The following is a 24,051-nucleotide window of genomic DNA, read 5'->3' on the forward strand; positions in this document are numbered from 1 at the left end:
GGAGCCGCGAGCGGCCGTATCGGTCGCTCGCGGCGAAACCGTCCGCGTCAGTGCAGTCGGTTCGAGTCGCGACGGCGGACCTCGCGGCGGTCTGACCCGCTCGCAGCGACCTCGAACCGAGTCGGAACCGCTAACTGACCGACCCACGGCAATTCAGGTAAGCGAATGCAACTTCCCGAACAACAGGTCGCGGTCTTGGAGGCCGCGAGTGCGGACGAGGCAACGTCCGTCGACGCGCTCGCCGAGCGAGCCGACCTTCCACCCGAAACCGTCACCGGAGCGGCGTTCGAACTCGAGACGGAGGGGCTGGTCGCCGTCGAGGAACGCGTCGACGAAACGGTAACGCTCACGGACGAAGGCGCCGACTACGCGACGGCAACGCTCCCCGAGATCCGGCTCTACGAGGCCGCCCTCGAGGCCGGCGCCGACGAGGAACCAGTGCAGATGGGACAGGTCATCGGCGCCTCGGGGCTCGAGGGGCCGCAGGTCGACATCGCGCTCTCGAACTACGCCCGGAAGGGGTACGGCACGATCGACAGCGGCGAGATCACGGCCGATCCCGACGCCGACCCGTCGGCGGACGCGGAGGCGAACGCGCTCGAGGCGCTCTCGGACGCGGACGAGGCCCCCGTCGACGCTGTCGACGTCGACGCGGACACGATCGACCAGCTCGACCGACGCGGCCTGCTCGAGCGCCGGGAGTCGACCGTCCGCGAGGTCATCCTGACCGAGCGCGCGGTCACCGAGTTGATGGCCGGCATCGAGACCGCCGAGACGGTCGGCCAGGTCACGCCCGAACTCCTCACGAGCGGCGACTGGGAGGACGTCGAGTTCGCCGAGTACAACGTCGAGGCCGACGCCGAGGAGTTCGAGGGCGGCAAGGTCCACGTTCTGCGCCAGATGTCCGAGCGCGTCAAGGACGTCCTCGTCGGGATGGGCTTCCAGGAGATGGACGGCCCCCACGTCGACGCGGACTTCTGGATCAACGACTGCCTGTTCATGCCTCAGGACCACCCGGCGCGGACCCACTGGGATCGCTTCGCCATGGAGCAGCCCAGTCACATCGACGAATTGCCGGAAGACCTCGTCGCGGACGTCGAGCGCGTCCACCGCGAGGGGCTGGGCGAGGACAGCGAAGGCTACCACTCGCCGTGGGACGAGGACTTCGCTCGCGCGCTCGCGCTTCGCGGGCACACGACCTCGCTGTCGACGCGCTATCTCTCCGGGACCCAGATCGGCGAGATCGAACCGCCCGCGCGCTTCTTCAGCGTCGAGAAGGCCTACCGCAACGACACCCTCGATGCGACCCACCTACTCGAGTTCTACCAGATCGAGGGCTGGGTGATGGCCGAGGACCTCTCGGTGCGGGACCTCATGGGCACCTTCGAGGAGTTCTACGCCCAGTTCGGTATCGAGGACATCCAGTTCAAACCCCACTACAACCCCTACACCGAACCGTCCTTCGAGCTGTTCGGCACCCACCCCACGACAGGCGAACTGATCGAGATCGGCAACTCCGGCATCTTCCGCGAGGAAATGCTGGAACCGCTGGGCGTCGACTGCGACGTCATGGCCTGGGGACTCGCACTGGAGCGACTCGCCATGCTGACCACCGGCGCGGAGGACATCCGCGACCTCCACGGCACGCTGGCCGATCTCGAGTTCCTGCGGAACGCGGAGGTGACCTACTGATGCCCACCGTCGATATCGATCCCGACGAACTGCGCGGCCTGACCGGTCGCGAAGAGAAGAGCGACGACGAACTCAAAGACGACCTGTTCGGCCTCGGCCTCGAGTTCGAAGGACGAACGGAAGACGGCGAGTTCGAACTCGAGTTCGCGCCAGACCGCCTCGACCGGCTCTCGGTCGAGGGCGTCGCGCGCTCGATGCGCTATCACTACGGCGACTCGCGCGGGGTCCACGTTCCCTCGACGAACTCGGCGGACTGGACCATCGAGGTCGACGACTCCGTGCCGGACGAGCGGCCCTACGTGACGGGCGCGGTGATCCGCGACGTCGATCTCGACGACGAGGCCCTCGAGTCGCTCATCCAACTCCAGGAGAAGCTCCACGCGACGATGGGTCGCAAGCGAGCGAAGGGCGCGATCGGGGTCCACGACCTGACGATGCTGAAGGGTCGGTCCGCCACGGACGAGAGCGAGCCGACGATCGAGTACGTCGGGCTCGAGCCCGACGCGGACACGTTCGTCCCCCTCGACTCGGATCGAGAGATGACGCCCGCGGAAGTCCTCGAGGACCATCAGACGGGCCAGACCTACGCCGACCTCGTCAGCGAGTACGAGCGTTACCCCGCGATCTACGACGATCTGGGGCTGTTCTCGTTCCCGCCGGTCATCAACGGCCGGCGCACCGAGGTCTCGACGGACTCGCGGGACCTGTTCGTCGAGATGACGGGCACCGACCAGTGGACGATCGACAAGATGCTCAACATCGTCTGCTACGCGCTGGCCGCGCGCGGAGCTACGCTCGAGGACGTCGAAGTTGAATACCCCGACCGCGAAATCGTCCGGCCGGACCTCTCGACGAAGACGAAGACGGTCGCCCACGACCGCATCGAGACCATTCTCGGCATCGGTCTCGACCCCGAGGAGGTTATCGACCTCGCCGAGCGCTCCGGTCTCGAAGCGGAACGGGAAGAGGACGACGGAAATCTCGTCTACGACGTGACGATCCCGCCCTACCGCGTCGACGTCCTCCACCCGCTGGACGTCATCGACGACCTCGGGCGCGCCTACGGCTTCAACGACCTCGAGCCGACCTACCCCGACGTGGGGACCGTCGGCGGCCGCCACGAGCGCTCCCGCCTCGAGCGCGCTGCCCGAACCCAACTCGTGGGCCTCGGCTTCGAGGACCTCCTCAACTTCCACATGATCAACGAGGAAGAGAACTACGAGCGCATGGACGTCGAACCCGACGCCGACGTCTACGGCGCCGGCGAGCCCGCGACAATCAAAGAGGCCTACAGCGAGGACTACACCATGCTGCGGACCTGGACCATGCCCTCGCTGCTGATGGTCTTAGAGCGCAACACCCACCGCTCGTACCCCCAGCACCTCTCGGAGATCGGCTTTACGGCCCGCGTCGACGAGCGCGAGAACACCGGCGTCGGCGAGAACCGCCACGTCGGAGCCGTCCTCGCGAGCCACGAAGCGGGCTACGAGGACGCCAAGGCGCGTCTGCAGGCGCTCGCGGAGAACTTCGACGTCGACCTCGAGACGCCGCCGACCGATCACCCGACCTTCATCCCGGGCCGCACCGCAGCCGTCGTCATCGACGGCGAAGAAGTCGGCGTCATCGGCGAGGTCCACCCCAAGGTGCTCGTCGAGCACGACCTCGAGGTGCCGGTCGCGGCCTTCGAGTTCGACCTCGAGGCGCTGCAGTAGTCGGCTGCTCGGTTTTCGTTCTCGAGTTCGAACTCAATCTGCGGTCGCAGCTCGAGCATTCGTACCGCGAGCGAACGAAGTGAGCGAGCGGGCCGACGACCGATGTGAACGAGCGACTAACGGGAGCGAGAGAACGGAGGGAGGAGTGCTTTTCATCGAAGTTTTGCCGAGTGACGAGCGGCCGGGAGCGCTACCGGCGCTACCGGCACGCTCAGAACGCAGCGCAAAAGTTCGTTCCTTAGAACTCGTGTTCGACGTCTTCCTCGTCGGCTTTCTGGATGATTATCTTGCCGTCTCGGACGCGGACGAAAACCTCGTCGCCGATATCCATGCCCGCGACTGCCAGTTCGTCCTCGTGGAGGTTCAGATGGACGTTGTGATAGTTGCCGTCTTCGTCTTTGGCACCGCTTGGACTCAGCTTCTTTTTCCGTACCATCGCGGGATTCTATCCCGAACTTCGCCGTAGGATATACTTAAGTGTTTTCGACGCCTCAACGAATGACCGAACGAGCGGTGAAACCAGGGGACGGAACCGTCAGCATTGTTGTAGTCGTCCTCCGAGCAATGCGGTACACTGGCGGAAGCTACTCACTTAAAGATACCGCCGCAGTCGGTCGGTTTTGGGGGATATCTTTATGTCGGATCGTGTGCTGGATTGACATGGAGGCGAAACTTATGGTACGCGAAGACGGGAAACGAAACTTTGCACTGCGCGAGTCGGACGGCGAGGAATCGAGCGTCTTCTCCGGAAACACCCCGCGACAGGCCGCTCTCAAGGCGGCCCGGCGGCTCGAGCCGGGCTCGAGCGAGGACGCCGCGGAACGCGTCGAACTCAGGTTACGGGAGAAGGGAACGGACAAGGTCCACATCTACGACGGCTGGGCGTGGGAGGAGACGGCTCCCGACGACAAGCCCGACTGGATGCCCGGGGAGATCACGGAGGCGAACGTCTCGAAGAAAGGGATCGAACACTTAGACGAGTGAGTCGCTGGCGGACGAGTTTTTCTCTTCGCGAGTTGAGTAGCGCTATCTGTCTATAAATTCTGGATTTTAGTTCAACTTTTCGTTTTCTCTCCCGTCGTTCGATGACGTCGCCGAAGTCCTAGAAGGGGTTTAGTCCGATACCTACTGCACACTAGTGTTGAGACCATCTAAGAATTATCCTTTTATAGCATCGAACAGCCAGGCTAAGTTGCAATATGAGCCCAATCGACAACCTAAGTCGTGGAAAACTAAACGGTTGTACTTCAGATTCGTCCTCGGTATGCGGACCACACGCGTGCCGAGATTCGTCGATCGGGGGTGAGGGCGGCGCATGATCCCCGCGAAGTACAAGAACCTGATCCTCGCGACGGCGATGTTCAATCTCGGATTCGTCATCTGGTTCTCCTTCGCCCCCTTCACGGGCGAGATCGCCGACGAGTTCGGGCTCTCGGTGGCCCAGCTCGGGATCGTCTCGAGCGCGGCCGTCATCGCCGTGCCGCTCGGCCGAATCATCGTCGGCCCGCTGACCGACAGATACGGGGCGCCGGTGACGGCGGGAGGGACGATGCTCCTCGTCGGAACCTTCGCGATCATCAGCGCGTTCGCACAGACCTACGAGGTGTTTACGGCCTCTCGGATCGTCGCCTCGCTGGCCGGAATCACCTTCGTCATCGGCATCCAGCACGTCTCCGAGTGGTTCGAAGCGGAGGAACTCGGGACGGCGGAAGGGATCTTCGCTGGGATCGGCAACGCCGGCGCGGGACTGGGCGCGTACTTCACCCTGCCGCGGATCTTCGGTGAGGGGTACGTCGGACCGCTGTTCTCGTCGAACTGGCGGGCCGCGTTCTTCTACACGGGCGTACTCGCCGTCGTGATCGGCGTCCTGTACTTCGTCTTCGGCGACGCGGCGAAAAGCACCGCGAAGCGCGAGGAAACCAAACAGGGCGTCAGTTTCGAGCAGTGGCTCTACATCGCGACGCGCCACGGCGCGGTCGTGCTCGCGGTGGCCTACGTCATGACCTTCGGCCTCGAGCTGGCGATGAACGGCTGGCTGGGCACCTACTACCGCGAGGCGTTCGGCCAGAGCGACATCGTGATCGCGGCGACGTTCGCCGCGACGTTCTCGATCGCGGCGGGACTGCTCCGCCCGATCGGCGGCTACGTCAGCGACCTCGTCGCGCGCAAGGAGAAGGACATCCTGCCGGTGTTCACGGGCCGCTACCGCGAGCAGTGGACGTTCGCGACGCTCGTGTTCGTCATACTCGCGATGTTCGGCATGACCGCGGCCGGCCTGACCGGCCACATCTACATCGCCGTCGTCGCGGGCTTCCTCGTCGGAACCGGCTGTGCGTTCGCCGAGGGGGCGATCTTCGCCCAGGTGCCCGCGATGTTCCCGAACAACTCGGGGGCCGTTGCGGGGTTCGTCGGCGGCATCGGCTCCTCCGGCGGCTCGATCTACCCGCTGATCTTCGCCGCGCCGTTCCTGTCGAACCTCCACCTCGGCTACGCGGTCGTCGGGCTCACCATGATCCCGATCATCGCCCTGAGCGCGTGGGTCTTCCAGCCTCACATCGCCGAGAAGGCGACCGAAAACGGCTGGTTCATCGCCGAGAACCCCGCCGCCAGTACCGGCAGTCCCGGACCGACGAGCGACGACTGACGTCGCCCTCGAGTCGCTGTTCGAGCGGTCTGAGATCGGCCTGCGACGCTCTTCTCACTCCGCCGCGGTCGCGTCGTCGACGATCGACGCGAAGTTCTCGACGACCCGGGTCGCGTTCACGTCAGCGAACCCGTGCTCGTTTTCTGCCCAGCCGAAATCCGCCTCGAGGCGCTCGCGCAGCGCGGCGGTGAACTCGGGGTGGAACTGGACGGTCCACAGCGGCGCCGTCCGGTGGCGTGTCGCGAACGCGGGATAGTAGTCGGCCGACGCGATCACGTCCATCTCGTCGCCGGGTTCGGTGACGACATCCCCGTGGGTGACCGGGACGACCGACGCGACGCCGTCGAAGAGCGGCTCGTCCGCGAGGTCGGTGTCGACCGGTCGGGCGGTCGTGTCGGCCTGCTCGACGGTCCCGCCCAGCGCCGCGTTGGCGATCTGATGTCCGAAGCAGACGCCGAGCGTCGGCATCTCGCGGTCGACCAGTTCTCGGACGAGCCGCTTCTGGTCGGCGATCCACGAGCGGGCGTCGACCTCGTAGACGCCCGCCGTACTCCCCGTGATGACGACGCCGTTCGTTTCCTCGAGGTCGGGGCGCTCGCCGGCCGGATAATCGACCGCTCGAGTGTCGGCCGCGGCGTCGGAGACGACACCCTCGAGGGCGTCGCAATGGTACTCGAAGTCGGACTCGACCTCGTTGCGAACGACGGTGATCGTCGGCGATGCCATCGCCTCGACGTTGCACGCCGGGCAAAAAAGACGTGCCGAACGACCGGGGCGGTGGTAACGGTCCGAACTGCGACTCGAGTCCGTTGAGAACGCAAGGGGTAGTTCGATTCTGCGAGTCGTCGGAGTTCCGCATATGACAGACTACGAGATGCACGAACCCGACTTTTCGGGAACGACGACCGAGGAGTGGGACGAGCCGTAGCTCGAGGACTTCGATACGGACGACCTGAGCGAGGTCGCGGACCACTTCATTCTCTCGGAATCGGGCTTCCCGCCGGAGAACTTCACGGACCTGAAACTGCCCGTCGTCGATCCGGACGGAAACCTGAACAAGAACGCTCTCCAGACCGCCAAGAGCGGCGGCCACGGCGTCGGCGCGGTCGAGGATCTCGACGACGAGAAGCGAGAAGAAATCGAGGACATGATCGACGAACTCGCCAACGACAACTTCGAGGACGCCGATTTCGGCGACTAGACGCCCCGACGACGATACCCGTTCAATCACGGAGGGGCGCACGAACGCTCGAGCGGTATCGGATCGCGATCCGTCGACGGTACTACGAACTCGATTCGTCCGTCTACGCGGGACTCGAGGCCGCGGACCCGCCGCGGCGGAGCAGTTTGACGATGCCCTGCGCGGCCATGCCGAGTACCGTCCACTTCCAAGCAAGGACGGCGACGCCGACCAGCAGGAGACCCCGCGTCCTGTTGCCGCGATTGAACGCTCGCTTCGCGTCGGAGAGCACCGAGACGACCGTCAGCGATCGGGTCGCCTTCGAGCCGAGGAGTTTTCTGAGTGCCATATCCGTTCGTGGTGGACCGACGGGAAAACGAGCGTCCCGGAGCGCGCAAGCGCGGCCGAAGCCGCCGAATTACTCCGGATCGAACCCGCCGACGAGATACTCGAGGGCGAACAGGACGACGGCGCCGAGGACCGCCCACGCGGCGGTCAGTCCCATCGTCTCGGCCGTCCACGCGTGGGTCTCGCCGATGTTGTGCAGCGGGGCCGGCACCGAGCCGGCGATGAGGCTCACCAGGAAGATCAGCGTCACCGAGCGGTGGCGGGCCAGCGCGGCGCGAACGACGCGAGCGATCGTCACGAGCCCGACGATCCCACCGGCGACGAACAGCGCCACGGTCGTCCCCGGGTCGACGACAGCCGCGGGCGAGCCGCCGCCGACGAGGTCGGCGACCGCGTGAACGAACGCGCTCAGCTCCCCGGAGAGGAAGACGTACTGGCCGAGCAGGATCAGGATGAGCGAGCCCGAGATCCCCGGCAGGATCATCGCGCTGATGGCGACGGCGCCGGCGAGGAAGATCACGACTCCGCCGCTGCCGGGGAGCTCGACGATATCGGCGGCGACCAGCAGCGCGAGCCCGGCGCCGGCCAGCCCGGCGACGACGTGGCTCGCCGAAGTGATCTCGAGGCTCCGGTAGAGGGCGACCGCCGAGGCGGCGATCAGGCCGGTAAAGAAGCCGAACAGGGCGACCGGGTGGGACGACGCGAGCGACGAGACGATGTCCGCGATGAAGACGACGGCGGTGACCATCCCGACGCCGAGAGGCAGCAGGAACTGGAGGTCCATCTCGAGGAGCGCGTCTCGGGCCTGTGAGCGCCGCTCGGGACGATACCCTCGCAGGACGGTGAGCGCCCGGCCGGGGGTGAAGGCGGTGACGGCGGCGATCAGCCGGCCGTAGAAGCCCAGCAGGAGCGCGACGGTGCCGCCCGAGACGCCGGGCAGGGCGTCGGCCGCGCCCATACAGAGGCCGTACGCGTAGGCGCGAAGCAGTTCGACGCGGTCGACGACGTCGGTGCGTTCATACTCCATGCGTCTGCTCTCGTCGCCGTCCGTTCGGAGTGGGGATCGATCCGAGTCGGTGCCGTGCCGACGAACCGCAGGGCGGTCTTGGCTGCATAGTCGAGTGGGTAACGCGCGGCCGTATAAAAGTGCGACACCGACGTCGGCGCACGGCCCTTGTTGACCGTCGCACGTCTCTCGTCTCCCGCCGCCCGTTTCCCGCTTCCCGTCCGTCTCCCGGCCGTCCGATTCCGGCGGCGAGGATCTCAGGCCGGTCGTCCGACCGTGTACAGGAACAGCGGCGTCTGCCCGGCGGCTCGTGGCGCGAAGAAGTCCGTCACGATGTCGTCGTAGAACGTCAGTCCGGTCCCGCCCAGCGTCCGGTGGGCGTAGGTCCCCAGATACAGCCGTCCCGCGGTCAGGGCAGCCTCGAGTTGGGCCGCGCGATAGCCGCGGTCACCGAACTCCTCGACGAGCGCCTCCAAGTCGGTCAGGAAATAGATGCAGACGGCGGCATCGCCGCCCAACCGCTGGTCCAGCGCGAGGTGGCTCGCTTCGCGTCGGAACTCGCCCGACTGGAGGCGCTCGAGTTCGCCCGCGTCGGGGTGGTAGTGGTAGCTGCCCGACTCGAGACCGTCGACGCCGTTGACGATCAGGTAGGGGTCGACGAACGAGAGCGGCGGGTCGACGCCGGTCTCGCTCCGATCGTCCCTGCCCCGCACGTCCATCGGCACGCCGCGAACGGCCCGATCGAGCATGGTCGAGAGCTGTCGGAAGCTGATCGGTTCGCGCTCGTACTCGCGACAGGAGCCGCGTCGACGGATCGTTCGATGGAGGGGGCGGCTCGAGGCCGTCTCCGGATCGACCGGCTCGAGCGAGACGCGCTCGCCGTTGCCGGGGTCTCGGGTGCCGATCGTCCGGTTCTCCGTCGGTCCCCTGGCGCGCCACGACTCGGTGGCGCCGCCGTCCTCGAGCGTTCCGGCCTGCCAGGCCTCGTGGATCAGCGGAAATTCCCGTTCGTTCGATGAGAGAGGTTCAGTAGCGGGATCGATCGGGTCGATATCGGCGGACGCCGGACTCGGAACGGGCGCGTCCGCGCCGATTGGGACGATCTCGAGGGGCGCCTCGCGCTCGGGGTCGACACCGAGCAGGTCGGCGACGGGGCGATCGGCGAAACCGGTGACGACCTCGGCGCGATAGTCCAGCGCGTGGGCGACCGCGAGCAGGTTCGCCAGCGTCGTCCCCGAATCCCAGAAGGCGTGGCGGAAGGTTCGTGCCTCGTACTTCCAGGCGTTTCGCCACCACGTCGAAGTCGCGACGACCGACAGCGGCGCGTCAGCGACGGGATCGTACTCGCTTGCGGCCGCGAGGACGCCGCGGTGGTCGCCCTCGCGGAGGACGTCGAGCGAGCAGGTGCGGGGATCGAAGTGGTAGACGCCGGCCTCGAGATCGAGATCGGCGTTCGAGTCGTTACCCGGCCCCTCGAGGTCGCCACAGACGACGTACAGATCGACGTGGTAGAGCGCGCCGGTGGTCGCCGCCGCCCGGAACAGTTTCGTCCGGTTTCGGAGGTCGATCGCCTTCGTGATGCCCGCGGCGTAGTAACAGAGCGTCGTGACGGTCTCGCGGTCCGGGTCGCGACCGCGCCTCGAGTCGCCGTCGGGCGTCGGCTCGGCGATCGCCGACAGCGCCGGCTGCTGGGGCGGCCGGATCCGCTCGACGAGCGGTATCGACGGCAGGTCGACGTACGCCTTGTACGGCCGCGGCTTGTTGTCGAAGTTCAGCCCCGTACTCCCCTCGCGGACGCTTCTGGGCGAGTGTTTCGTCCGTTCGTGGTACTCGAGTGCGCCGGCCGGCATGCGCCGAGTTACCACGCCGGTCGCCAAAAACCGGGCGGGAACTTTTTCTCGCTTCGGTTGGATACGACCCTCGAGAAGCAATGGACCTCGAGACGATCCCGGGCGTGGGCGAAAAGACCGCTCGGGCGCTGGAAGCGCTCGACGAGCCCGAGCGCGCGCTGCGGCGGGGCGACGTCGCGACGATCGCGACCGCGCCGGGGATCACCCAGGGACGGGCCGCCCGCATCGCGCGCGGCGCGATCCGGCAGGAACACGACGACCCCGGCGGCTTCCTCGCGACCGATCGCGCACGAGAGGTCTACCGGGAAGTCCTCTCCCTGCTGAAAGCGCGGACCGTCACCGACTACGCCGCCCAGCGACTCGAGACGATCTATCCGAGTCCGCGCCGGTCGCGCATCGAGGACGTGCAGGCGTTCGCCCGCGAGGCGATCGACCGCGACTACGACGACGCGGTGCTCGAGGCCCTCGAGGGGCTCGAACCGCTCCGGAATCCGGGCGACGTCCGCGTCCGCGAGCGCTGTCTGGCGACGACCGACGCCGAGCGCTACTCCGAAGCGCGGGAGGCGATTCCGGAACTCTCCGTCGAGGTCGTCGAGGACGCCCAGGGACTGGCCGAACTCGCGCGCGGCTACTCGACGGTGATCGCCTTGGACGAATCCTTCGCCGGCGTCACTCTCGAGGGCGACGTGCAAGTCAAACCCGACGCGCTCGAGAACCCCGCCGAAGTCGTCCCGGAGCGGCCGCTATCGTTCTTCGCGCGCAACCGGGACCGCCTGCAGGCGGCCGTCGAGGTACATCAGGTCGCGGGTCTCGAACCGGCCTGCGACCTCGCAGCCCTCGAGGACGGCCTCTCCCGGCTCGACGAGGACGGCACCGTCGCGGGCGACGACGAACTCGACCGGCTGACGACGGCTGTCGACGATCTGGACGCGGCCGCGAGCGCGGCCGAGAGCGTGGCCAACGACCGCCTGCGGGAGGCCATCCGTGAGCAGGACGTGACCATCGAAGGCTCGGACCTGCTCTCGCTGGTCGAGCGAGGCGCCGGCGTCGACTCGCTGTTGTCCCGAGAACTCGCCGACGAGTACGCCGCGGCCGTCGAGGCCGCCCGCGAGCACCTGATCGACGCGCTGGATCTCGATCAGGGGGAGAGCGAGATCGCCCGCCGCGCGTTCAGCGACGAACCGGCGTTTCCGGTCGAGCGCGACGAGGCGGTCGTCTCGCGGCTGCGTGAGGAGCTGACCGCGGCCAAGGAGCGTCGCGCTGGCCGACTCAAGCGAGAGCTCGCGGCCGATCTGGCCGACCAGCGCGAGGGGGCCCGCCAGCTCGTTCGGGACGCCCTCGAGTTGGACGTCGAACTCGCGATCGCCCGCTTCGCTCGGGAGTACGAGTGTACGATGCCGGAATTCGTGGAGAGCGAGGCGCGTAGCGCCTCGGACGGCGACGAAGCGGCGAGCGAGAGCGGCGACCCCGTCGGCTTCGCCATCGAGGGCGGTCAGTCGCCCCTGCTGGACGAACCGCTCGAGGTCATCGATCCCGTCGACTACGCGGTCTCGGACGTAGCGCTGCTGTCGGGGGTCAACAGCGGCGGGAAGACCTCGACGCTGGATCTCGTCGCCAGCGTCGTCGTGCTGGCCCACATGGGCCTGCCCGTGCCGGCGGAGCGCGTGCGCCTCCGGCGGTTCGACGACCTCCACTACCACGCCAAGACCCAGGGGACCCTCGACGCGGGCGCCTTCGAGTCGACGGTGCGGGAGTTCGCCGACCTCGCCCAGGGCGGCGAGGGCTCGCTCGTACTGGTCGACGAACTCGAGAGCATCACCGAGCCCGGCGCGTCGGCGAAGATCATCGCCGGCATCCTCGAGGCGCTCTCCGAGAACGGCGCGACGGCCGTCTTCGTCTCCCACCTCGCCGGCGAGATCCGCGAGATGGCCGACTACGACGTGACCGTCGACGGCATCGAGGCAGTGGGGCTCGTGGACGGCGAACTCGAGGTCAACCGCTCGCCCGTCAAGGACCACCTCGCGCGGTCGACCCCCGAGTTGATCGTGGAGAAACTGGCCGACGAGGCCCGGGACGACGCGGTCGCGACCAACGGCGGCGCGCCGGACGGCGAGGGCGATCCGGAACCCGTCTTCTACGATCGGCTGCTCGAGAAGTTCGACTAGTTCGGCTCGCTCGCCCCGTCCGCTCGGCTACCGCTCGATTTCCGTGTCTCTCGAGGCGTCGGTTACGGGCGGACCGCGATCGAACGCCCATCGAACGGCGTTCCGTCCTGCGGCTCGAGACAACGCGATCGGCATGCGGTGGCGCGCGCTGTCGGCCGCCTGAACGATAGTGAGGGCGGCCGACGATCCCGTGCGAGGTCTTCGCGAACCTGTGAGTGAAGGCCTGGAAGTCGCGAACCGTCTTCCTCTAGATGAATGACCGGAGGGAGCGTTAGCGCGGGACCTCCGGTCCCGCACTACTCGTGAAGGGCTCGCACAGTGTCAGCGCCGTCTCCTCGTAATGCTCAGGAATGTCGCCAGCGCGCGACGCCGAGGCGCGAACCGGTACGGAAGCGGGCGAAACACGACCCGCGTGACGACGGTTTGGACGCGACCACAGAATCGGCTCGGCCGGAGTCCTGTTCTCGCACATGCAAGTGAAATAGCTACGCACGTACCCGGGCGATGCTATGGCATGCCCTATCAGTTCGAGTGTTCGGCGGATCACTGCCAGTTCATAATCCGCTCGAGCAGCTCCGACGAGGTAGAGCGGTTGGTCCGAGCGCACGTTCGAATGACCCACAACGGACGGATCGCGAAGGCCGATATCGAACGCGAAACGGAGCGCGTCGAACTCGCGTAGCCGGCCCGTGCGACCGAGTCGATCACGCCGGAGACGCTACCGATCGGCCGTTCAATTGTGCCAGTCTAGAATTCGCTGATGCCCCCACGAGTCCACCGTGTCGTCGACCGGATGACCGGTGATCGCAGTGAGCGAATCGGCGTCGTGCTCCTCGAGGAAGTCGGCGAGTTCGTCGGCGTACCGGGCGATCGCCTCGAGCGTCTCTTCGTCTTGCAGCGCGAAGGCTTCGACGATGGAGTCGGGCGCCGCCTCCGGCGCGACGTAGGTCTCTTTGCGAGCGTACTCGCCGATCTCCCGCAGCGTCGCCGGCGAGTGATCAGTGAACTGATCGAGCAGGAAATCGGGGATCGTCGCCGGTGGGTTCGGTGGGGTCATATCGGTCACCTCGGCTGACTGTTGACTTCATGAACATTAATCATTGTGATGTGATCACACGCACCGGTCGGCCGTACGCTGATCGCGGGATCGGGCGCCCGAACCATTAAGACGCTGCGGCAGCAGGGTGAAAGTGATGGCAGACGACCCCGAAGAGGGGATGTTGTCGTGGGACGAATCCGTGTTCCGGGACGAGCACGTCTTCGAGATCGACTACGTTCCCGAGACGTTCAAGCACCGCGAGGGCCAGACGCAGGGCCTGACGTACGCGCTTCGGCCGGCGGTGCGCGGCTCCCGGCCGCTGAACGTCATGGTCCGCGGACCGCCGGGCACCGGCAAGACGACGGCCATCCAGAAGCTGTTCGACGAGGTGGGCGCCCAGACCAGCGACGTCCGTACCATCCGCGTCAACTGTCAGGTCAACGCCACCCGGTACTCGGTGTTCTCGCGGCTCTTCGAGGGGACCTTCGACTACGAACCGCCCTCTTCGGGGATCTCGTTCAAGAAGCTGTTCGGCCAGATCGCCGAGAAGCTCGTCGAGGAGGACAAGGTGCTCGTCGTCGCCTTGGACGACATCAACTACCTCTTCTACGAGAACGAGGCCTCGGACACCCTCTACTCGCTCCTGCGGGCTCACGAGGAGTACCCCGGCGCGAAGATCGGGGTCGTCGTCGTCTCCTCCGACCCCGCCTTGGACGTCATCGACGAACTCGACTCGCGGGTCCAGAGCGTCTTCCGCCCCGAGGACGTCTACTTCCCCGTCTACGACCAGCCCGAGATCGTCGACATCCTCGAGGAGCGCGTCACACGCGGCTTCAACGACGGCGTCATCGGCCGGGACACTCTCGAGTACGTCGCCGACCTCACCGCCGACAGCGGCGACCTGCGGGTCGGGATCGACCTGCTGCGCCGGGCCGGGCTGAACGCCGAGATGCGCGCCAGTCGTACCGTCGAGCGCCAGGACGTCGAGGACGCCTACGAGAAGTCCAAGTACATCAACCTCTCGCGGAGCCTCTCGGGGCTGACCGACACCGAGCGGACGCTGCTCGAGGTGATCGCCCACCACGACGGCGAGCAGGCCGGCGACGTCTACGAGGCCTTCCACGAGGAGACCGAACTGGGCTACACGCGCTACTCGGAGATCGTCAACAAACTCGACCAACTGGGGCTGATCGACGCCGACTACGCCGAGGTCGACGGCCGCGGTCGCTCGCGGTCGCTGTCGCTGTCCTACGAGAAGGACGCGGTGCTCGAACGGCTCGAGTGAGCCGTATCGACCCCTCGAGTCGTCGCATTTCGAGCCGCTGAGTCTCACCGTCGCCGCTCGCCTCGTCGGGTCGAGAGCAATGCCGGCCCGCCGCTTAACCGCCGACGCGGCGTCGGTCGAGGTATGCCGACCCTCCTGATCTACGGCTCGTACGGGTTCGTCGGCGGCCTGATCGCCGAGGAGGCGATCGACCGCGGACTGGATCCGATCCTGGCTGGCCGCGACCGAGAACGGCTCCGCCAGCAGGTCGACGAACTCGGCCAACGGGGCCGCCGGTTCTCGCTCGAGGATCCAGTGACCGTCGCGACGGCCCTCGAGGACGTCGATTGCGTCCTCAACTGTGCGGGCCCGTTCTCGAACACGGCCGAACCGCTCGTCGAAGGCTGCCTCCGCAGCGGAACCGACTACGTCGACATCACCGGCGAGATCCCCGTCATCGAGTCGATCCACGACCGGGACGAGGAGGCGACGGAGGCCGGCATCACGCTGCTCCCGGCGGCCGCACTCTCGACGATCCCGATGGACTGTCTGGCCGCCCACCTCGCCGACCGGCTGCCGGAGGCGACTCACCTCGCGCTGGGCGTCGACTCGTTTCGCGTGCCCTCGATCGGCACGCTCCGAACGGTCATCGAGGGCGCCGACACCGAGAACGCCGTCCGCCGCGACGGCGACCTCGAGAGCGCGCCGACGGGGTGGAAGACCCGCGAAATCGACTTCGGTCGCGGGGAGCGACCGGCGGTGACGATGCCGATGGGCGACATTTCGACGGCCCACTACACGACCGGAATTCCGAACGTCGAGATGTACGCGGTGATGCCCCAGCCCGCTCGCACCGCGCTGCGGCTGCATCGCTACCTCTCGCCGGTGTTCGAGTCGAAACCGGTGCGCTGGACGCTGAAGCAGTTGGCCGGCGTCCGCGACGGTCCCTCCGAGCGGGCCCGCGAGCGCGGCTCGGCCTACGTCTGGGGCGAAGCACGCACCGAAGACGGCGAGCGCGTCGTCTCCCGTCTACGGACGCCCGATCCGTACGTCGTTACCGTCGACGGCGCGGTGACGGTCGCTGAGCGGGTGCTCGCGGGCGACGCCGACGCCGGGTTCCAGACTCCCGCCGGCGCGTTCGACGCCGACTTCGCCTTCGAACTCGAGGGCGTCGAGGGCTTCTTCGACGAGTCGACGCCCGACGAAACGTCACCGGTGAATCCGCTGCTTCAGTAACACCGACTGCCACGTTTCTCGCCTCGAGAGCATCGGTACACGGCGACACGGCCCACGAGGCCGCCAAGCGAGCCCACGACCGACAGCTCGATCGCGAGCGAGACATCGACCCGAAGCGGCCGCTCGCGTCGCTTCGGGAGTGACGCGTCCGCCCTACAGTTCGAGCGTGTAGACCGCCTCGTCGTAGCACTCGCCGTCGATCTCGACCTCGCCGACGTCGGTTCGTTCGAACCCGAATCCCTCGTAGAACTGCCGGCTGGCGTCGTTGGACGCGAAGTCGAAGGCACGGATCCGCTCGACGTCGTAGACCCGGAGTTGCTCGACCAGTCGCTCGTGGAGATCGGTGCCGACGCCCGCCGCCTGACGGTCGGGGTCGACGTACATCCGGAGGATGTCGGCCGTGTCGCCCTGGACGACCGCGTGAGTGAAGCCGACGATCTCGCCGTCATCGTCGTCGGACTCCGCCTGACTTCCGTCCGCCGCTTCCACGACGAGGACGACCGTCCCCGGCGCCTCGAGCGGCATCGAGTCGTCGGTGTACCAGTTCTCGACGGTTCGGTCGATCGCGTCTTCGTCGAGTTCGTCGTAGGTATCGTGCCAGGTTTTCCGAGCGATCGCTCGGATGTCCGGAAAATCGTCGTCCGCTGCCGGACGAATCCTCATACTCGTACTTACGAGGACGGACGTAAAGTGACTTCGACCGCGAGACCGAATCACGGCGCTGATTCGACGCGAAAAGGGTCAGTTCGGTCGTCCGGGACGGCTCACTCGCGAACGTCGAATCCCCGCTCGCGGAGCAGGTCGGGCACCCGATCCCGGTGGTCGCCCTGCAGTTCGATCCGGCCGTCGTCGACGGTCCCGCCCGTCCCCATCGAACTCTTGAGATCCGACGCGATCGATTTGATCTCGTCCGACTCGAGGTCGAACCCCTCGACGATCGTCACCGGCTTGTCGTATCGACGGCTCTCCGTCCGAATCGACAGCATCTGCTGTGACGTCTCGAGGTCGCCCTGGCTGTCGAGTTCGTCGAGCAAGTCGTCGAGTTCGTCGTCGTTTGACATGCGATAGCATAGGACCGGTACGGGGGATAGCCCTGTCCTTGCTTTCGCAACGGTCGAAAGACGGCGGCCCGACAACGGCGTCGGTCACTCCTCGCGTTCGACCGACTCTTCGAGATCGAACTCGAGGATGTCCCCCTCGCTGACGTCGTGTTCGGTCGTCCATTCGTAGTTGGCCTCGAGCACGTACCGTCCCCGGCCGGGATAGCGCTGATCGTTTCCGTCCTCGTTCGGACCCGGTGCCGGCGCGTGATGGATGTCGGTGATCGACCCGTCCGCGTCGGCGTAGACGATGTCGATGCCGAAGTCCATCTCCCGCATGACGAAGGTGCGCTCCTCGACCGACTCGTAGACGAACAGCATGCCGCGATCCGGCGGCAGTTCCTCGGTGTCGCTGAGGCCGAGATACCGGAGGTCAGACGTGTCGGCGATCGCCGCCGTTACCGTCCCGAGTTCGTCGCCGTCGGCGGTCACAGCCCGAACCTCGGTCGTCTCGTAGTCCTCGTGAACCGTTTCCGCGGCGTTTGCCTCGGTCGCGGTCGAGTCGTTCGCGGTCTCCGACTCGTCGATCGACGGCTCGTTAGTCGGTTCGATCTGTCCCTCGCCGTTCGTCTCCTTCGAGTCGCCCGCGTCGAGACAGCCGGCGACCGCGACCGCGCCGGCGACGCCGAGAAGGCGTCGGCGGCTCACCTCGTTCGTCATACCGGTGGCTCCAACGATGCGGAAGAAGTCACTTGTGCACGGTCGGGTGAATGAACCGCTCGGAGAGCGGTCAACAGTCGAACCAGTGTCGACAGCGAGCACGTTAGAGCCGCGATTTGATCGTCTCCGCCGTCTTCTCGCCGATTCCCTCGACGCTCTCGATGTCGTCGACGCTGGCCTCGCGGACGTTCTCGACGCTACCGAACCGGCCGAGGAGTCGCTTTCTCGTCTCGGGGCCGACGCCGGGGACGTCGTCCAGCACCGTCTTAACCTCGTCGCGGACGGTCTGGTGGTACTGGACGGCGAAGCGATGCGCCTCGTCGCGCACGCGCTGGAGGAGGTGGAGGTGCGGCGCGTCGCTGGGCCACGAGAACGTCCGGTCGGGCGTGACTACGCGCTCTTCGGCCTTCGCCAGCGCGACCGCGGGTACGTCCCAGCCGACGGCGGCCAGCGCGTCGCGGGCCGCCTCGAGTTGCCCCTCGCCGCCGTCGATCAGGAGCAGATCGGGGTCGGGCCGATCGTCGCGGCCCTCGACGGCGCGGCTGGCGCGCCACTCGAGGAGGGCCCGCATGTTGTCGTAGTCGTCATTCTGATCGGTGAGCTTCTTCCGGCGGTAGTCGGCCTTCTCCGCGCTACCGTCGACGAACGTCACGTCGCTGCCGACCGCCGACTTCCCCTGGGCGTGGCTCACGTCGAACCCCTCGACCCGCCGGGCCGCGTCGATCTCGAGGGCGTCGGCGAGCATCCCGCACTCGTCGCGACCGCCGACGTTCCGGCGAGCGTTCTTCAGCGCGAGGTCGACCAGTTTGGCCTCTCGGCCGGCGCCGGGGACGCGGACCGAGACGCCCTCGGCCTCGAGCCACGCCGCGACCTCGTCGTCCCCGTGGCGTTCGGGCAAGAGGAGGGCGTCGGGCAGGTCGCGCTCGGCGTAGTACTGGACGATGAAGGCGGCCAATACTGCGGGGACGCCGCCCTCCTCAGTTCCGGCGCCTTCGGCCGCGGGCGCCTCGAGGGTGTGTCGATCCCGGTCGACCAGTTTCCCGCGCTCGGCGCGCAGGCGAGCGACGGTCGCGTCCTCGCCCTCGATGGCGACCCCGAGGACGTCGACCGCGCGCTCGTCGCCGACCGACTGGACCGCCTCGCCGCCCTCGCCGTGGAACGTCTCGACGGTCTCGAGGCGGTCCCGGAGGTTCGCCGCGCGCTCGAAGTTCTGGTCCTCCGCGGCGGCTTCCATCTCCCGGCGCAGCGGGTCCGCAAGGATGCCCGTCTCGCCCTCGAAGAACCGCTCGACTGCGGTCACGTCCTGCGCGTAGCTCTCGAGGTCGATCTCGCGGGTGCAAGGCGCGGTACAGAGCCCCATCTCGTAGTCCAGACAGGGGCGATCCCGACCGCTGTACTTGTGGTCCGAACAGCCGCGGACGCCGTAGGTCTCCCGCAACGCTTTGACGACGGTCTCGACCTGCCCCTTGTTCGTGAAGGGGCCGAAGACGGTCGGCCCGCTCGCGGCTCCGCCGCTCGCACTCGAGGCGCCTTGCGCCTCGCCGTCCGGGTCGCGCGTGATCTCGATCCGCGGGGCCTCGTGGTCGGTCAGCTGCACCATCGGATAGGACTTGTCGTCCTTGAGCCGGACGTTGTAGCGGGGCTGGTGGCGCTTGATCAGGTTCGCCTCGAGCAACAGCGCCTGCGTCTCGGTGTCGGTGACGGCGATCTCGATCTCGTCGGCGCGGTCGACCATCCGGCGGATCCGCGCCGTCCGCGGATCGGCGTAGGAGCGGACGCGACTCCGGAGATCGACAGCTTTCCCGACGTAGAGGGTGGTTCCCTCGGCCCGGAACTGGTAGACGCCGGGCTCGCGCGGCAGCGACTTCGCTCGTTCGCGGACCCCGTCGGCGTTCATCGACGGGCCTAGGGCGTCAGTGGCTTTCAGCCTGACTCATCGGCCTCGGCGGTCGACGACTCGTTGGTTGATGGGGCGTCACTCGATTGGTCGGCAGTTGACGGCTCGTCGGTCGCGGAGTCGTCGGCCGGCGAGCTTTCGATAGCGTCGCCGTCAGCGGGCGTCGAGTCGGGTCCGATCGCCTCCTCGAGGGCGACCGCCCGCCCGGTCTCGAGGTCGGCGTCGGTGACCGGGAGAAAGATGTCGTCGCCGCCGCTGACCCGAAGGGCGAGTCGCCGGGTGCGCGACCGGGCGTAGCCGGCGAACCAGAGGGCGGCGAGCGCGAGCAGGAGTCCGCCGCCGACGAGGATCGAGAGATCGAACACCGTCAAAATCATCGCGAGCGTCTCGAGGGCGGCGTCGGCGATGCCGGTCGGATCGCCGGTGGCGCCGGCGTAGTCGTCGGCGAGGCCCGCGAGGTCGACCGTCGTGCCGACCAGAAGCAGGCCGAGCCCGAGGAACAGGAAGAGGGCCGCCCAGAGGAGCCGTCCCGGCGCGCTGTCGGTTTCGACGGAGACCCGCGTGACGTTCGGCCGGTCGGCGGACCGGTAGTTCGGCCCGTCCTCGTCGGGCGTGAAGGCCAGCACGCGACGGTTCGTGACGACGACCGTCGCCCGCTCGAGGTCGACGCGGTGCTGTTCGCGCTCGCGCTCGTCCAGCAGCTGGTCGACGTGGTCGCTCCAGGTCCCCTGCATGGAGTCGTACTCTCCGACCTCGAGCGGCAAGTAGCTCGCGGCGTCTGGCACTGCGTGAGATCGTCCGCGCGGTGTCGCCGGACGAGAGACGCGGTACATTCTCGGTCGTCGACGCCCAAGGGCCGGGTATGAGTGAGTCGACGGTTCAGTGCTGGCTCGTCGAGCGCGACTTCGACAGCCGGAACATCGTGACGCTCGTCTACGCGACGCCCGACGGATCGCGGTATCAACAGCGGGAGCGGTCGGGGCAGTCGCTGCAAACCGGCGCCGAAGTCACCGCAGCGGTCGACGTCCCCGAGGACGAACTCGAGCCGGTTGACGACGAGGAGACCAGAAAGCGGTACGCCACAGAGGCCGAACGAACCGCCGAGCAGTACGGCCCCGACGAGCCGATCTAGGCCGTTTTTTCCCCTCGTCGACCCGGAATATTATCGCGGGGGAGTAACAACTCTTATCGGACGCGGGTGAGACCACACAGCTATGCCAGCTATTACAGTCGATAGCCTGACCAAGTCCTACGGTCAGACCCTCGCGCTCGAGGACCTCTCGTTTCAGGTCGAAGAGGGCGAGGTATTCGGCTTCCTCGGTCCGAACGGAGCCGGCAAGTCGACGACGATCAACGTCATCCTCGACTTCATCCGGCCGACCGCCGGACGGGTCGAGGTTCTGGGAATGGACGCCCAGGCCAACAGCCGCGAGATCCGCTCGCGGACCGGCGTCCTCCCGGAGGGCGTCGAGACCTACGACCGCCTGACGGCCCGCCAGCACCTGGAGTTCGCCATCGACTCGAAGGGGTCCGACGACGATCCCGAAACCCTCCTCGAGCGCGTCGACCTCGCCGACGCCATCGACAAGAAGGCCGGCGGCTTCTCGAAGGGGATGTCACAGCGACTCATGCTGGCGATGGCCCTCGTGGGCCAGCCGGACCTCCTCATTCTGGACGAGCCCTCGACGGGGCTCGACCCCAACGGCGCCCGCGAGATGCGCCAGATCGTCCGCGAGGAGAACGAACGCGGCGCGACCGTCTTCTTCTCGAGTCACATCATGGAGCAGGTCGAGGCGGTCTGCGACCGCGTCGGCATCCTCCGCGACGGCGAGATGGTCGCCGTCGACACCGTCGAGGGGCTGCGCGACTCCGTCGGCGGCGCGACGACGCTGCGGGTCACCGTCGACCGTATCGACGACGACACGCTGCAGGTCATCCGCTCGCTGCCGGACGTCTCCGACGCTACCGTCGAGGACCGGAATCCGCCGGTGCTCGTCGCCCAGGTCGAGGGCTCGAAGACGGCCGTCCTCGGCGAACTCGAGGACCGCGGTATCGAGGTCAAAGACTTCACGACCCGCGAGGCCTCGCTCGAGGACGTCTTCCAGTCGTACACGACCGGGACCGGTTCGGAGGTGCACGCGCGATGAGCACTGAGACCGCATCCGGATCGCAGTCTGGTTCGACCTCGAGTTCCGTGAACCTCGAGAGCGTCCGCGCCGTCGCGAAGAAGGACTTCCAGGACGCCGTCCGTTCGTGGATGTTCTGGGGACTGAGCATCTTCTTCTTCCTGCTGCTGGTCGGTGTCACGGGCGCGCTCTCGTACTTCGGCGCGGACGTATCGCCGACGCAGGCGGAGACGACCGGAGCGCTCGTTTCGCTGGTCAGCGAGATCTCGAGGCTCATCATCCCGCTGATCGCGCTGGTGCTAGGCTGGAAGTCCATCGCCGGCGAGCGGGAGAGCGGGAGCATCAAGGTGCTACTCTCGCTGCCCCACTCGCGAAAGGACGTGCTGCTGGGCAAACTGCTCGGCCGCTCGGCCGTACTGTCGCTATCGTTGGTCGTCGGGTTCGTCCTCGCGGCCGTTGTCGTCGCCGCGATACTCGGTAGTTTCGACCCCGTCGACTACTTCAGCCTCCTCGTAATGACGATCATCTACGGCGTCGCCTACACGAGCATCGCCGTCGCGCTGTCGTCGATAACTCGGTCGACGACCATCGCCGGGGCCGCGATGGTCAGCGTCTTTCTCACGTTTTACATCGTCTGGAACGCGCTCCAGACCGTCTTCCAGATCCTGATGCGGCGCGGGACCATCGAGGGCGTCAGCTTCACGAGGGAGATCCCCACTCAGAACGGGGTTCAGGAGATGCCCGGCGAACGACTGCCCGACTGGGCGCTGTTCATCGATACCATCGATCCCGGAACCGCCTTCCAGAACGCGATTACGGTGCTCAGTTCGGCCGGCGGCGAACTCGGTACCGCCTATCCCGAGTACTATTTCTCGGGCGGCGTGCCGTTCTACCTCGAGAACTGGTTCTCCTTTATCATCCTGCTGGGCTGGATCGTCGTCCCGATCGCGATCGCGCTCTGGCGGTTCGATCGCGTCGACCTGTGAACTGATCACGACCGACTCTCTCCTGCGGTTCACGCTCGAGCCACCTCCAAATCCGATCGCCAGCGATGACACTCCGCCGGTCGTGGCAATCGATTTAGGTTTCGGCCGGTCGTACGTGACGCCGTGACCGACTGCATCTTCTACGGCGGCAAGGGCGGCGTCGGCAAGACGACCTGCGCGGCGGCGACCGCCGTCCGACTGGCCGACGCCGGCCGGGAGACGCTGGTCGTCTCGACCGATCCGGCCCACTCGCTGTCGGACTCCTTCGAGGTCGATCTGGGGGCTGATCCCCGCGAACTCGATCTCGAGGACGTGGGCAGCGAGCGTAGCGGCGACACCGGCGGCGATGGCGACGGCGGCCTCTGGGCCGTCGAGATCGACCCCGACACGCAGAAGGAGCGCTACGAGAAACTGGCGCGGGCGCTGGCGAAGGACCTCCGAAGCGCCGGCATTCGGCTGGACGACGAGGAGGTCAGGCGGTTGTTCGCCTCGGGCGCACCGGCCGGTAGCGACGAGATTGCGGCGCTGGACCTGCTCGTCGAGTACGTCGACGAAGGCGAGTGGGACGTCGTCGTCTTCGACACCGCGCCGACGGGCCACACCCTCCGACTGTTCGACATGCCCGAGGTGATGGGGCTGGCCCTCGAGACGGCCCAGTCGCTGCGCGGCCAGGCTAAGCGGATCGGCAACGCCGCGCGGACGGCCGTCCTCGGCCCGATGTCGATGATGGGCAGCAGCAAGGAGGACGAGGCGGAGAGCCTCGAGGCGTTTCGCGCCCGCCTCGAGCGCGCCCGCGACCTGCTGACCGATCCCGAGCGAACGGAGTTTCGGGTCGTTCTCCTGCCCGAGGGGATGGCCATCGCCGAATCCGAACGACTCGTCGAGACGCTACGGGAGGCCGACGTTCGGGTCGATCGCCTCGTTGTGAATCGGGTCTTCGAAGACCCCGAAGACGACTGCTCGCGGTGTCAGTCGCGCCACGAGCGGCATACGGAGCGCGTGGCGGAGATTCGCGAGACGTTTCCCGACCTCGAGGTCGTGACGCTCCCTGAACGAGAAGGAGAGGTGCAGGGCCTCGAGGCGGTGGCAGAGATCGCGGAGCGGTTGCCTGCCGAGGCGTGAGCCGATCATCGCGGTCGCGAGGCG

General features: G+C 67.0%; 23 protein-coding genes. 12 read left to right on the plus strand and 11 right to left on the minus strand.

Annotation, left to right across the window (positions count from 1 at the left end; all coding sequences use genetic code 11):
* The first annotated feature begins 165 nt into the window (after positions 1-165).
* Positions 166-1,692, plus strand: a complete 1,527-nt coding sequence (pheS, locus tag HTUR_RS17850) for a phenylalanine--tRNA ligase subunit alpha (RefSeq protein ID WP_012944732.1) — start codon at positions 166-168, stop codon at positions 1,690-1,692.
* Positions 1,692-3,404, plus strand: a complete 1,713-nt coding sequence (gene pheT / locus HTUR_RS17855; RefSeq protein WP_012944733.1) for a phenylalanine--tRNA ligase subunit beta — start codon at positions 1,692-1,694, stop codon at positions 3,402-3,404. Before pheS ends, pheT begins: the two co-directional genes overlap by 1 nt.
* A 238-nt stretch (positions 3,405-3,642) precedes the next feature.
* Here pheT and HTUR_RS17860 read toward each other — a convergent pair whose 3' ends face one another.
* Positions 3,643-3,840, minus strand: coding sequence for a hypothetical protein (locus HTUR_RS17860; RefSeq protein ID WP_006111025.1), 198 nt, complete (start codon positions 3,838-3,840; stop codon positions 3,643-3,645).
* Positions 3,841-4,079: 239 nt separating this feature from the next.
* On the opposite strand from HTUR_RS17860, the gene HTUR_RS17865 reads away from it, so the two are divergent.
* Both HTUR_RS17865 and HTUR_RS17870 read left to right on the plus strand, forming a co-directional pair.
* Positions 4,080-4,388 (plus strand): non-histone chromosomal MC1 family protein, encoded by a 309-nt coding sequence (locus tag HTUR_RS17865; RefSeq protein WP_012944734.1) that lies wholly within the window; start codon positions 4,080-4,082, stop codon positions 4,386-4,388.
* Positions 4,389-4,719: 331 nt separating this feature from the next.
* Complete coding sequence (locus HTUR_RS17870; RefSeq protein ID WP_012944735.1) at positions 4,720-6,048, plus strand: MFS transporter; 1,329 nt, start codon at positions 4,720-4,722, stop codon at positions 6,046-6,048.
* A 54-nt stretch (positions 6,049-6,102) separates the two neighbouring features.
* Here the strand turns inward: HTUR_RS17870 and HTUR_RS17875 are convergent, their stop codons facing one another.
* The 4 genes from HTUR_RS17875 to HTUR_RS17890 all read right to left on the minus strand — a co-directional run bounded on the left by HTUR_RS17875 (position 6,103) and on the right by HTUR_RS17890 (position 10,432).
* Positions 6,103-6,774, minus strand: a complete 672-nt coding sequence (locus tag HTUR_RS17875) for a type 1 glutamine amidotransferase (protein ID WP_012944736.1) — start codon at positions 6,772-6,774, stop codon at positions 6,103-6,105.
* Positions 6,775-7,352: 578 nt separating this feature from the next.
* On the minus strand, positions 7,353-7,577 hold the full coding sequence (locus tag HTUR_RS17880; protein ID WP_012944737.1) for a hypothetical protein: 225 nt from the start codon (positions 7,575-7,577) through the stop codon (positions 7,353-7,355).
* A 69-nt stretch (positions 7,578-7,646) separates the two neighbouring features.
* Positions 7,647-8,603 carry a DUF368 domain-containing protein gene (locus HTUR_RS17885; RefSeq protein WP_012944738.1) on the minus strand — a complete coding sequence of 319 codons (957 nt, stop codon included), beginning with the start codon at positions 8,601-8,603 and terminating at the stop codon, positions 7,647-7,649.
* Positions 8,604-8,839: 236 nt separating this feature from the next.
* The gene (locus HTUR_RS17890) at positions 8,840-10,432 is read right to left on the minus strand and encodes a SagB/ThcOx family dehydrogenase (protein ID WP_012944739.1); all 1,593 of its coding nucleotides are present in this window, start codon (positions 10,430-10,432) and stop codon (positions 8,840-8,842) included.
* Between the two features lie 80 nt (positions 10,433-10,512).
* Between HTUR_RS17890 and HTUR_RS17895 the strand changes: the two genes are divergently transcribed.
* Both HTUR_RS17895 and HTUR_RS25665 read left to right on the plus strand, forming a co-directional pair.
* Complete coding sequence (locus HTUR_RS17895; RefSeq protein ID WP_012944740.1) at positions 10,513-12,597, plus strand: MutS-related protein; 2,085 nt, start codon at positions 10,513-10,515, stop codon at positions 12,595-12,597.
* A gap of 514 nt (positions 12,598-13,111) precedes the next feature.
* The gene (locus tag HTUR_RS25665) at positions 13,112-13,279 is read left to right on the plus strand and encodes a DUF1059 domain-containing protein (protein ID WP_012944741.1); all 168 of its coding nucleotides are present in this window, start codon (positions 13,112-13,114) and stop codon (positions 13,277-13,279) included.
* Between the two features lie 51 nt (positions 13,280-13,330).
* Here the strand turns inward: HTUR_RS25665 and HTUR_RS17900 are convergent, their stop codons facing one another.
* Positions 13,331-13,654, minus strand: coding sequence for a hypothetical protein (locus tag HTUR_RS17900; protein WP_012944742.1), 324 nt, complete (start codon positions 13,652-13,654; stop codon positions 13,331-13,333).
* 136 nt (positions 13,655-13,790) lie between these two features.
* Here HTUR_RS17900 and HTUR_RS17905 point away from each other — a divergent pair, with 136 nt between their 5' ends.
* Positions 13,791-14,921: an ORC1-type DNA replication protein gene (locus HTUR_RS17905; protein WP_012944743.1), complete on the plus strand. Its 1,131-nt coding sequence runs from the start codon at positions 13,791-13,793 to the stop codon at positions 14,919-14,921.
* 123 nt (positions 14,922-15,044) lie between these two features.
* Entirely contained in the window at positions 15,045-16,136 is a 1,092-nt protein-coding gene (locus tag HTUR_RS17910) for a saccharopine dehydrogenase family protein (RefSeq protein ID WP_012944744.1), read from the plus strand.
* Between the two features lie 153 nt (positions 16,137-16,289).
* On the opposite strand, the gene HTUR_RS17915 is transcribed toward HTUR_RS17910, so the two are convergent.
* The 5 genes from HTUR_RS17915 to HTUR_RS17935 form a co-directional block, all read right to left on the minus strand.
* Complete coding sequence (locus HTUR_RS17915; protein ID WP_012944745.1) at positions 16,290-16,799, minus strand: GNAT family N-acetyltransferase; 510 nt, start codon at positions 16,797-16,799, stop codon at positions 16,290-16,292.
* A gap of 101 nt (positions 16,800-16,900) precedes the next feature.
* The gene (locus HTUR_RS17920) at positions 16,901-17,197 is read right to left on the minus strand and encodes a translation initiation factor (protein WP_012944746.1); all 297 of its coding nucleotides are present in this window, start codon (positions 17,195-17,197) and stop codon (positions 16,901-16,903) included.
* 84 nt (positions 17,198-17,281) lie between these two features.
* Positions 17,282-17,896 (minus strand): DUF192 domain-containing protein, encoded by a 615-nt coding sequence (locus tag HTUR_RS17925; protein ID WP_012944747.1) that lies wholly within the window; start codon positions 17,894-17,896, stop codon positions 17,282-17,284.
* A gap of 103 nt (positions 17,897-17,999) precedes the next feature.
* On the minus strand, positions 18,000-19,793 hold the full coding sequence (locus HTUR_RS17930) for an excinuclease ABC subunit C (protein WP_012944748.1): 1,794 nt from the start codon (positions 19,791-19,793) through the stop codon (positions 18,000-18,002).
* A 26-nt stretch (positions 19,794-19,819) separates the two neighbouring features.
* Positions 19,820-20,578 carry a hypothetical protein gene (locus HTUR_RS17935; protein WP_226377460.1) on the minus strand — a complete coding sequence of 253 codons (759 nt, stop codon included), beginning with the start codon at positions 20,576-20,578 and terminating at the stop codon, positions 19,820-19,822.
* 77 nt (positions 20,579-20,655) lie between these two features.
* Here HTUR_RS17935 and HTUR_RS17940 point away from each other — a divergent pair, with 77 nt between their 5' ends.
* The 4 genes from HTUR_RS17940 to HTUR_RS17955 all read left to right on the plus strand — a co-directional run bounded on the left by HTUR_RS17940 (position 20,656) and on the right by HTUR_RS17955 (position 24,027).
* Positions 20,656-20,925 carry a hypothetical protein gene (locus HTUR_RS17940; RefSeq protein ID WP_012944750.1) on the plus strand — a complete coding sequence of 90 codons (270 nt, stop codon included), beginning with the start codon at positions 20,656-20,658 and terminating at the stop codon, positions 20,923-20,925.
* An 82-nt stretch (positions 20,926-21,007) separates the two neighbouring features.
* Positions 21,008-21,940 carry an ABC transporter ATP-binding protein gene (locus HTUR_RS17945; protein ID WP_012944751.1) on the plus strand — a complete coding sequence of 311 codons (933 nt, stop codon included), beginning with the start codon at positions 21,008-21,010 and terminating at the stop codon, positions 21,938-21,940.
* Positions 21,937-22,905 carry an ABC transporter permease gene (locus tag HTUR_RS17950; protein WP_012944752.1) on the plus strand — a complete coding sequence of 323 codons (969 nt, stop codon included), beginning with the start codon at positions 21,937-21,939 and terminating at the stop codon, positions 22,903-22,905. The genes HTUR_RS17945 and HTUR_RS17950 overlap by 4 nt, the downstream gene beginning before the upstream one ends.
* A gap of 123 nt (positions 22,906-23,028) precedes the next feature.
* Positions 23,029-24,027 carry an ArsA family ATPase gene (locus HTUR_RS17955; RefSeq protein WP_012944753.1) on the plus strand — a complete coding sequence of 333 codons (999 nt, stop codon included), beginning with the start codon at positions 23,029-23,031 and terminating at the stop codon, positions 24,025-24,027.
* Positions 24,028-24,051: the final 24 nt, after the last annotated feature.

The sequence above is a fragment of the Haloterrigena turkmenica DSM 5511 genome (assembly GCF_000025325.1).
In the GTDB taxonomy this organism is placed as follows: Archaea; Halobacteriota; Halobacteria; order Halobacteriales; family Natrialbaceae; genus Haloterrigena; species Haloterrigena turkmenica.

Excerpts from the sequence above, each read along its gene's own strand:
- HTUR_RS17950 (WP_012944752.1), top strand. The coding sequence starts at position 21,937 with ATGAGCACTGAGACCGCATCCGGATCGCAGTCTGGTTCGACCTCGAGT.
- HTUR_RS25665 (WP_012944741.1), top strand. The coding sequence starts at position 13,112 with ATGCCCTATCAGTTCGAGTGTTCGGCGGATCACTGCCAGTTCATAATC.
- HTUR_RS17915 (WP_012944745.1), bottom strand. The coding sequence starts at position 16,799 with ATGAGGATTCGTCCGGCAGCGGACGACGATTTTCCGGACATCCGAGCG.
- HTUR_RS17940 (WP_012944750.1), top strand. The coding sequence starts at position 20,656 with ATGAGTGAGTCGACGGTTCAGTGCTGGCTCGTCGAGCGCGACTTCGAC.
- HTUR_RS17875 (WP_012944736.1), bottom strand. The coding sequence starts at position 6,774 with ATGGCATCGCCGACGATCACCGTCGTTCGCAACGAGGTCGAGTCCGAC.
- HTUR_RS17890 (WP_012944739.1), bottom strand. The coding sequence starts at position 10,432 with ATGCCGGCCGGCGCACTCGAGTACCACGAACGGACGAAACACTCGCCC.
- HTUR_RS17860 (WP_006111025.1), bottom strand. The coding sequence starts at position 3,840 with ATGGTACGGAAAAAGAAGCTGAGTCCAAGCGGTGCCAAAGACGAAGAC.
- HTUR_RS17930 (WP_012944748.1), bottom strand. The coding sequence starts at position 19,793 with ATGAACGCCGACGGGGTCCGCGAACGAGCGAAGTCGCTGCCGCGCGAG.
- HTUR_RS17870 (WP_012944735.1), top strand. The coding sequence starts at position 4,720 with ATGATCCCCGCGAAGTACAAGAACCTGATCCTCGCGACGGCGATGTTC.
- HTUR_RS17925 (WP_012944747.1), bottom strand. The coding sequence starts at position 17,896 with ATGACGAACGAGGTGAGCCGCCGACGCCTTCTCGGCGTCGCCGGCGCG.
- HTUR_RS17905 (WP_012944743.1), top strand. The coding sequence starts at position 13,791 with ATGGCAGACGACCCCGAAGAGGGGATGTTGTCGTGGGACGAATCCGTG.
- pheS (WP_012944732.1), top strand. The coding sequence starts at position 166 with ATGCAACTTCCCGAACAACAGGTCGCGGTCTTGGAGGCCGCGAGTGCG.
- HTUR_RS17885 (WP_012944738.1), bottom strand. The coding sequence starts at position 8,603 with ATGGAGTATGAACGCACCGACGTCGTCGACCGCGTCGAACTGCTTCGC.
- HTUR_RS17880 (WP_012944737.1), bottom strand. The coding sequence starts at position 7,577 with ATGGCACTCAGAAAACTCCTCGGCTCGAAGGCGACCCGATCGCTGACG.
- HTUR_RS17865 (WP_012944734.1), top strand. The coding sequence starts at position 4,080 with ATGGTACGCGAAGACGGGAAACGAAACTTTGCACTGCGCGAGTCGGAC.
- HTUR_RS17945 (WP_012944751.1), top strand. The coding sequence starts at position 21,008 with ATGCCAGCTATTACAGTCGATAGCCTGACCAAGTCCTACGGTCAGACC.
- HTUR_RS17920 (WP_012944746.1), bottom strand. The coding sequence starts at position 17,197 with ATGTCAAACGACGACGAACTCGACGACTTGCTCGACGAACTCGACAGC.
- HTUR_RS17910 (WP_012944744.1), top strand. The coding sequence starts at position 15,045 with ATGCCGACCCTCCTGATCTACGGCTCGTACGGGTTCGTCGGCGGCCTG.
- HTUR_RS17900 (WP_012944742.1), bottom strand. The coding sequence starts at position 13,654 with ATGACCCCACCGAACCCACCGGCGACGATCCCCGATTTCCTGCTCGAT.
- HTUR_RS17895 (WP_012944740.1), top strand. The coding sequence starts at position 10,513 with ATGGACCTCGAGACGATCCCGGGCGTGGGCGAAAAGACCGCTCGGGCG.
- pheT (WP_012944733.1), top strand. The coding sequence starts at position 1,692 with ATGCCCACCGTCGATATCGATCCCGACGAACTGCGCGGCCTGACCGGT.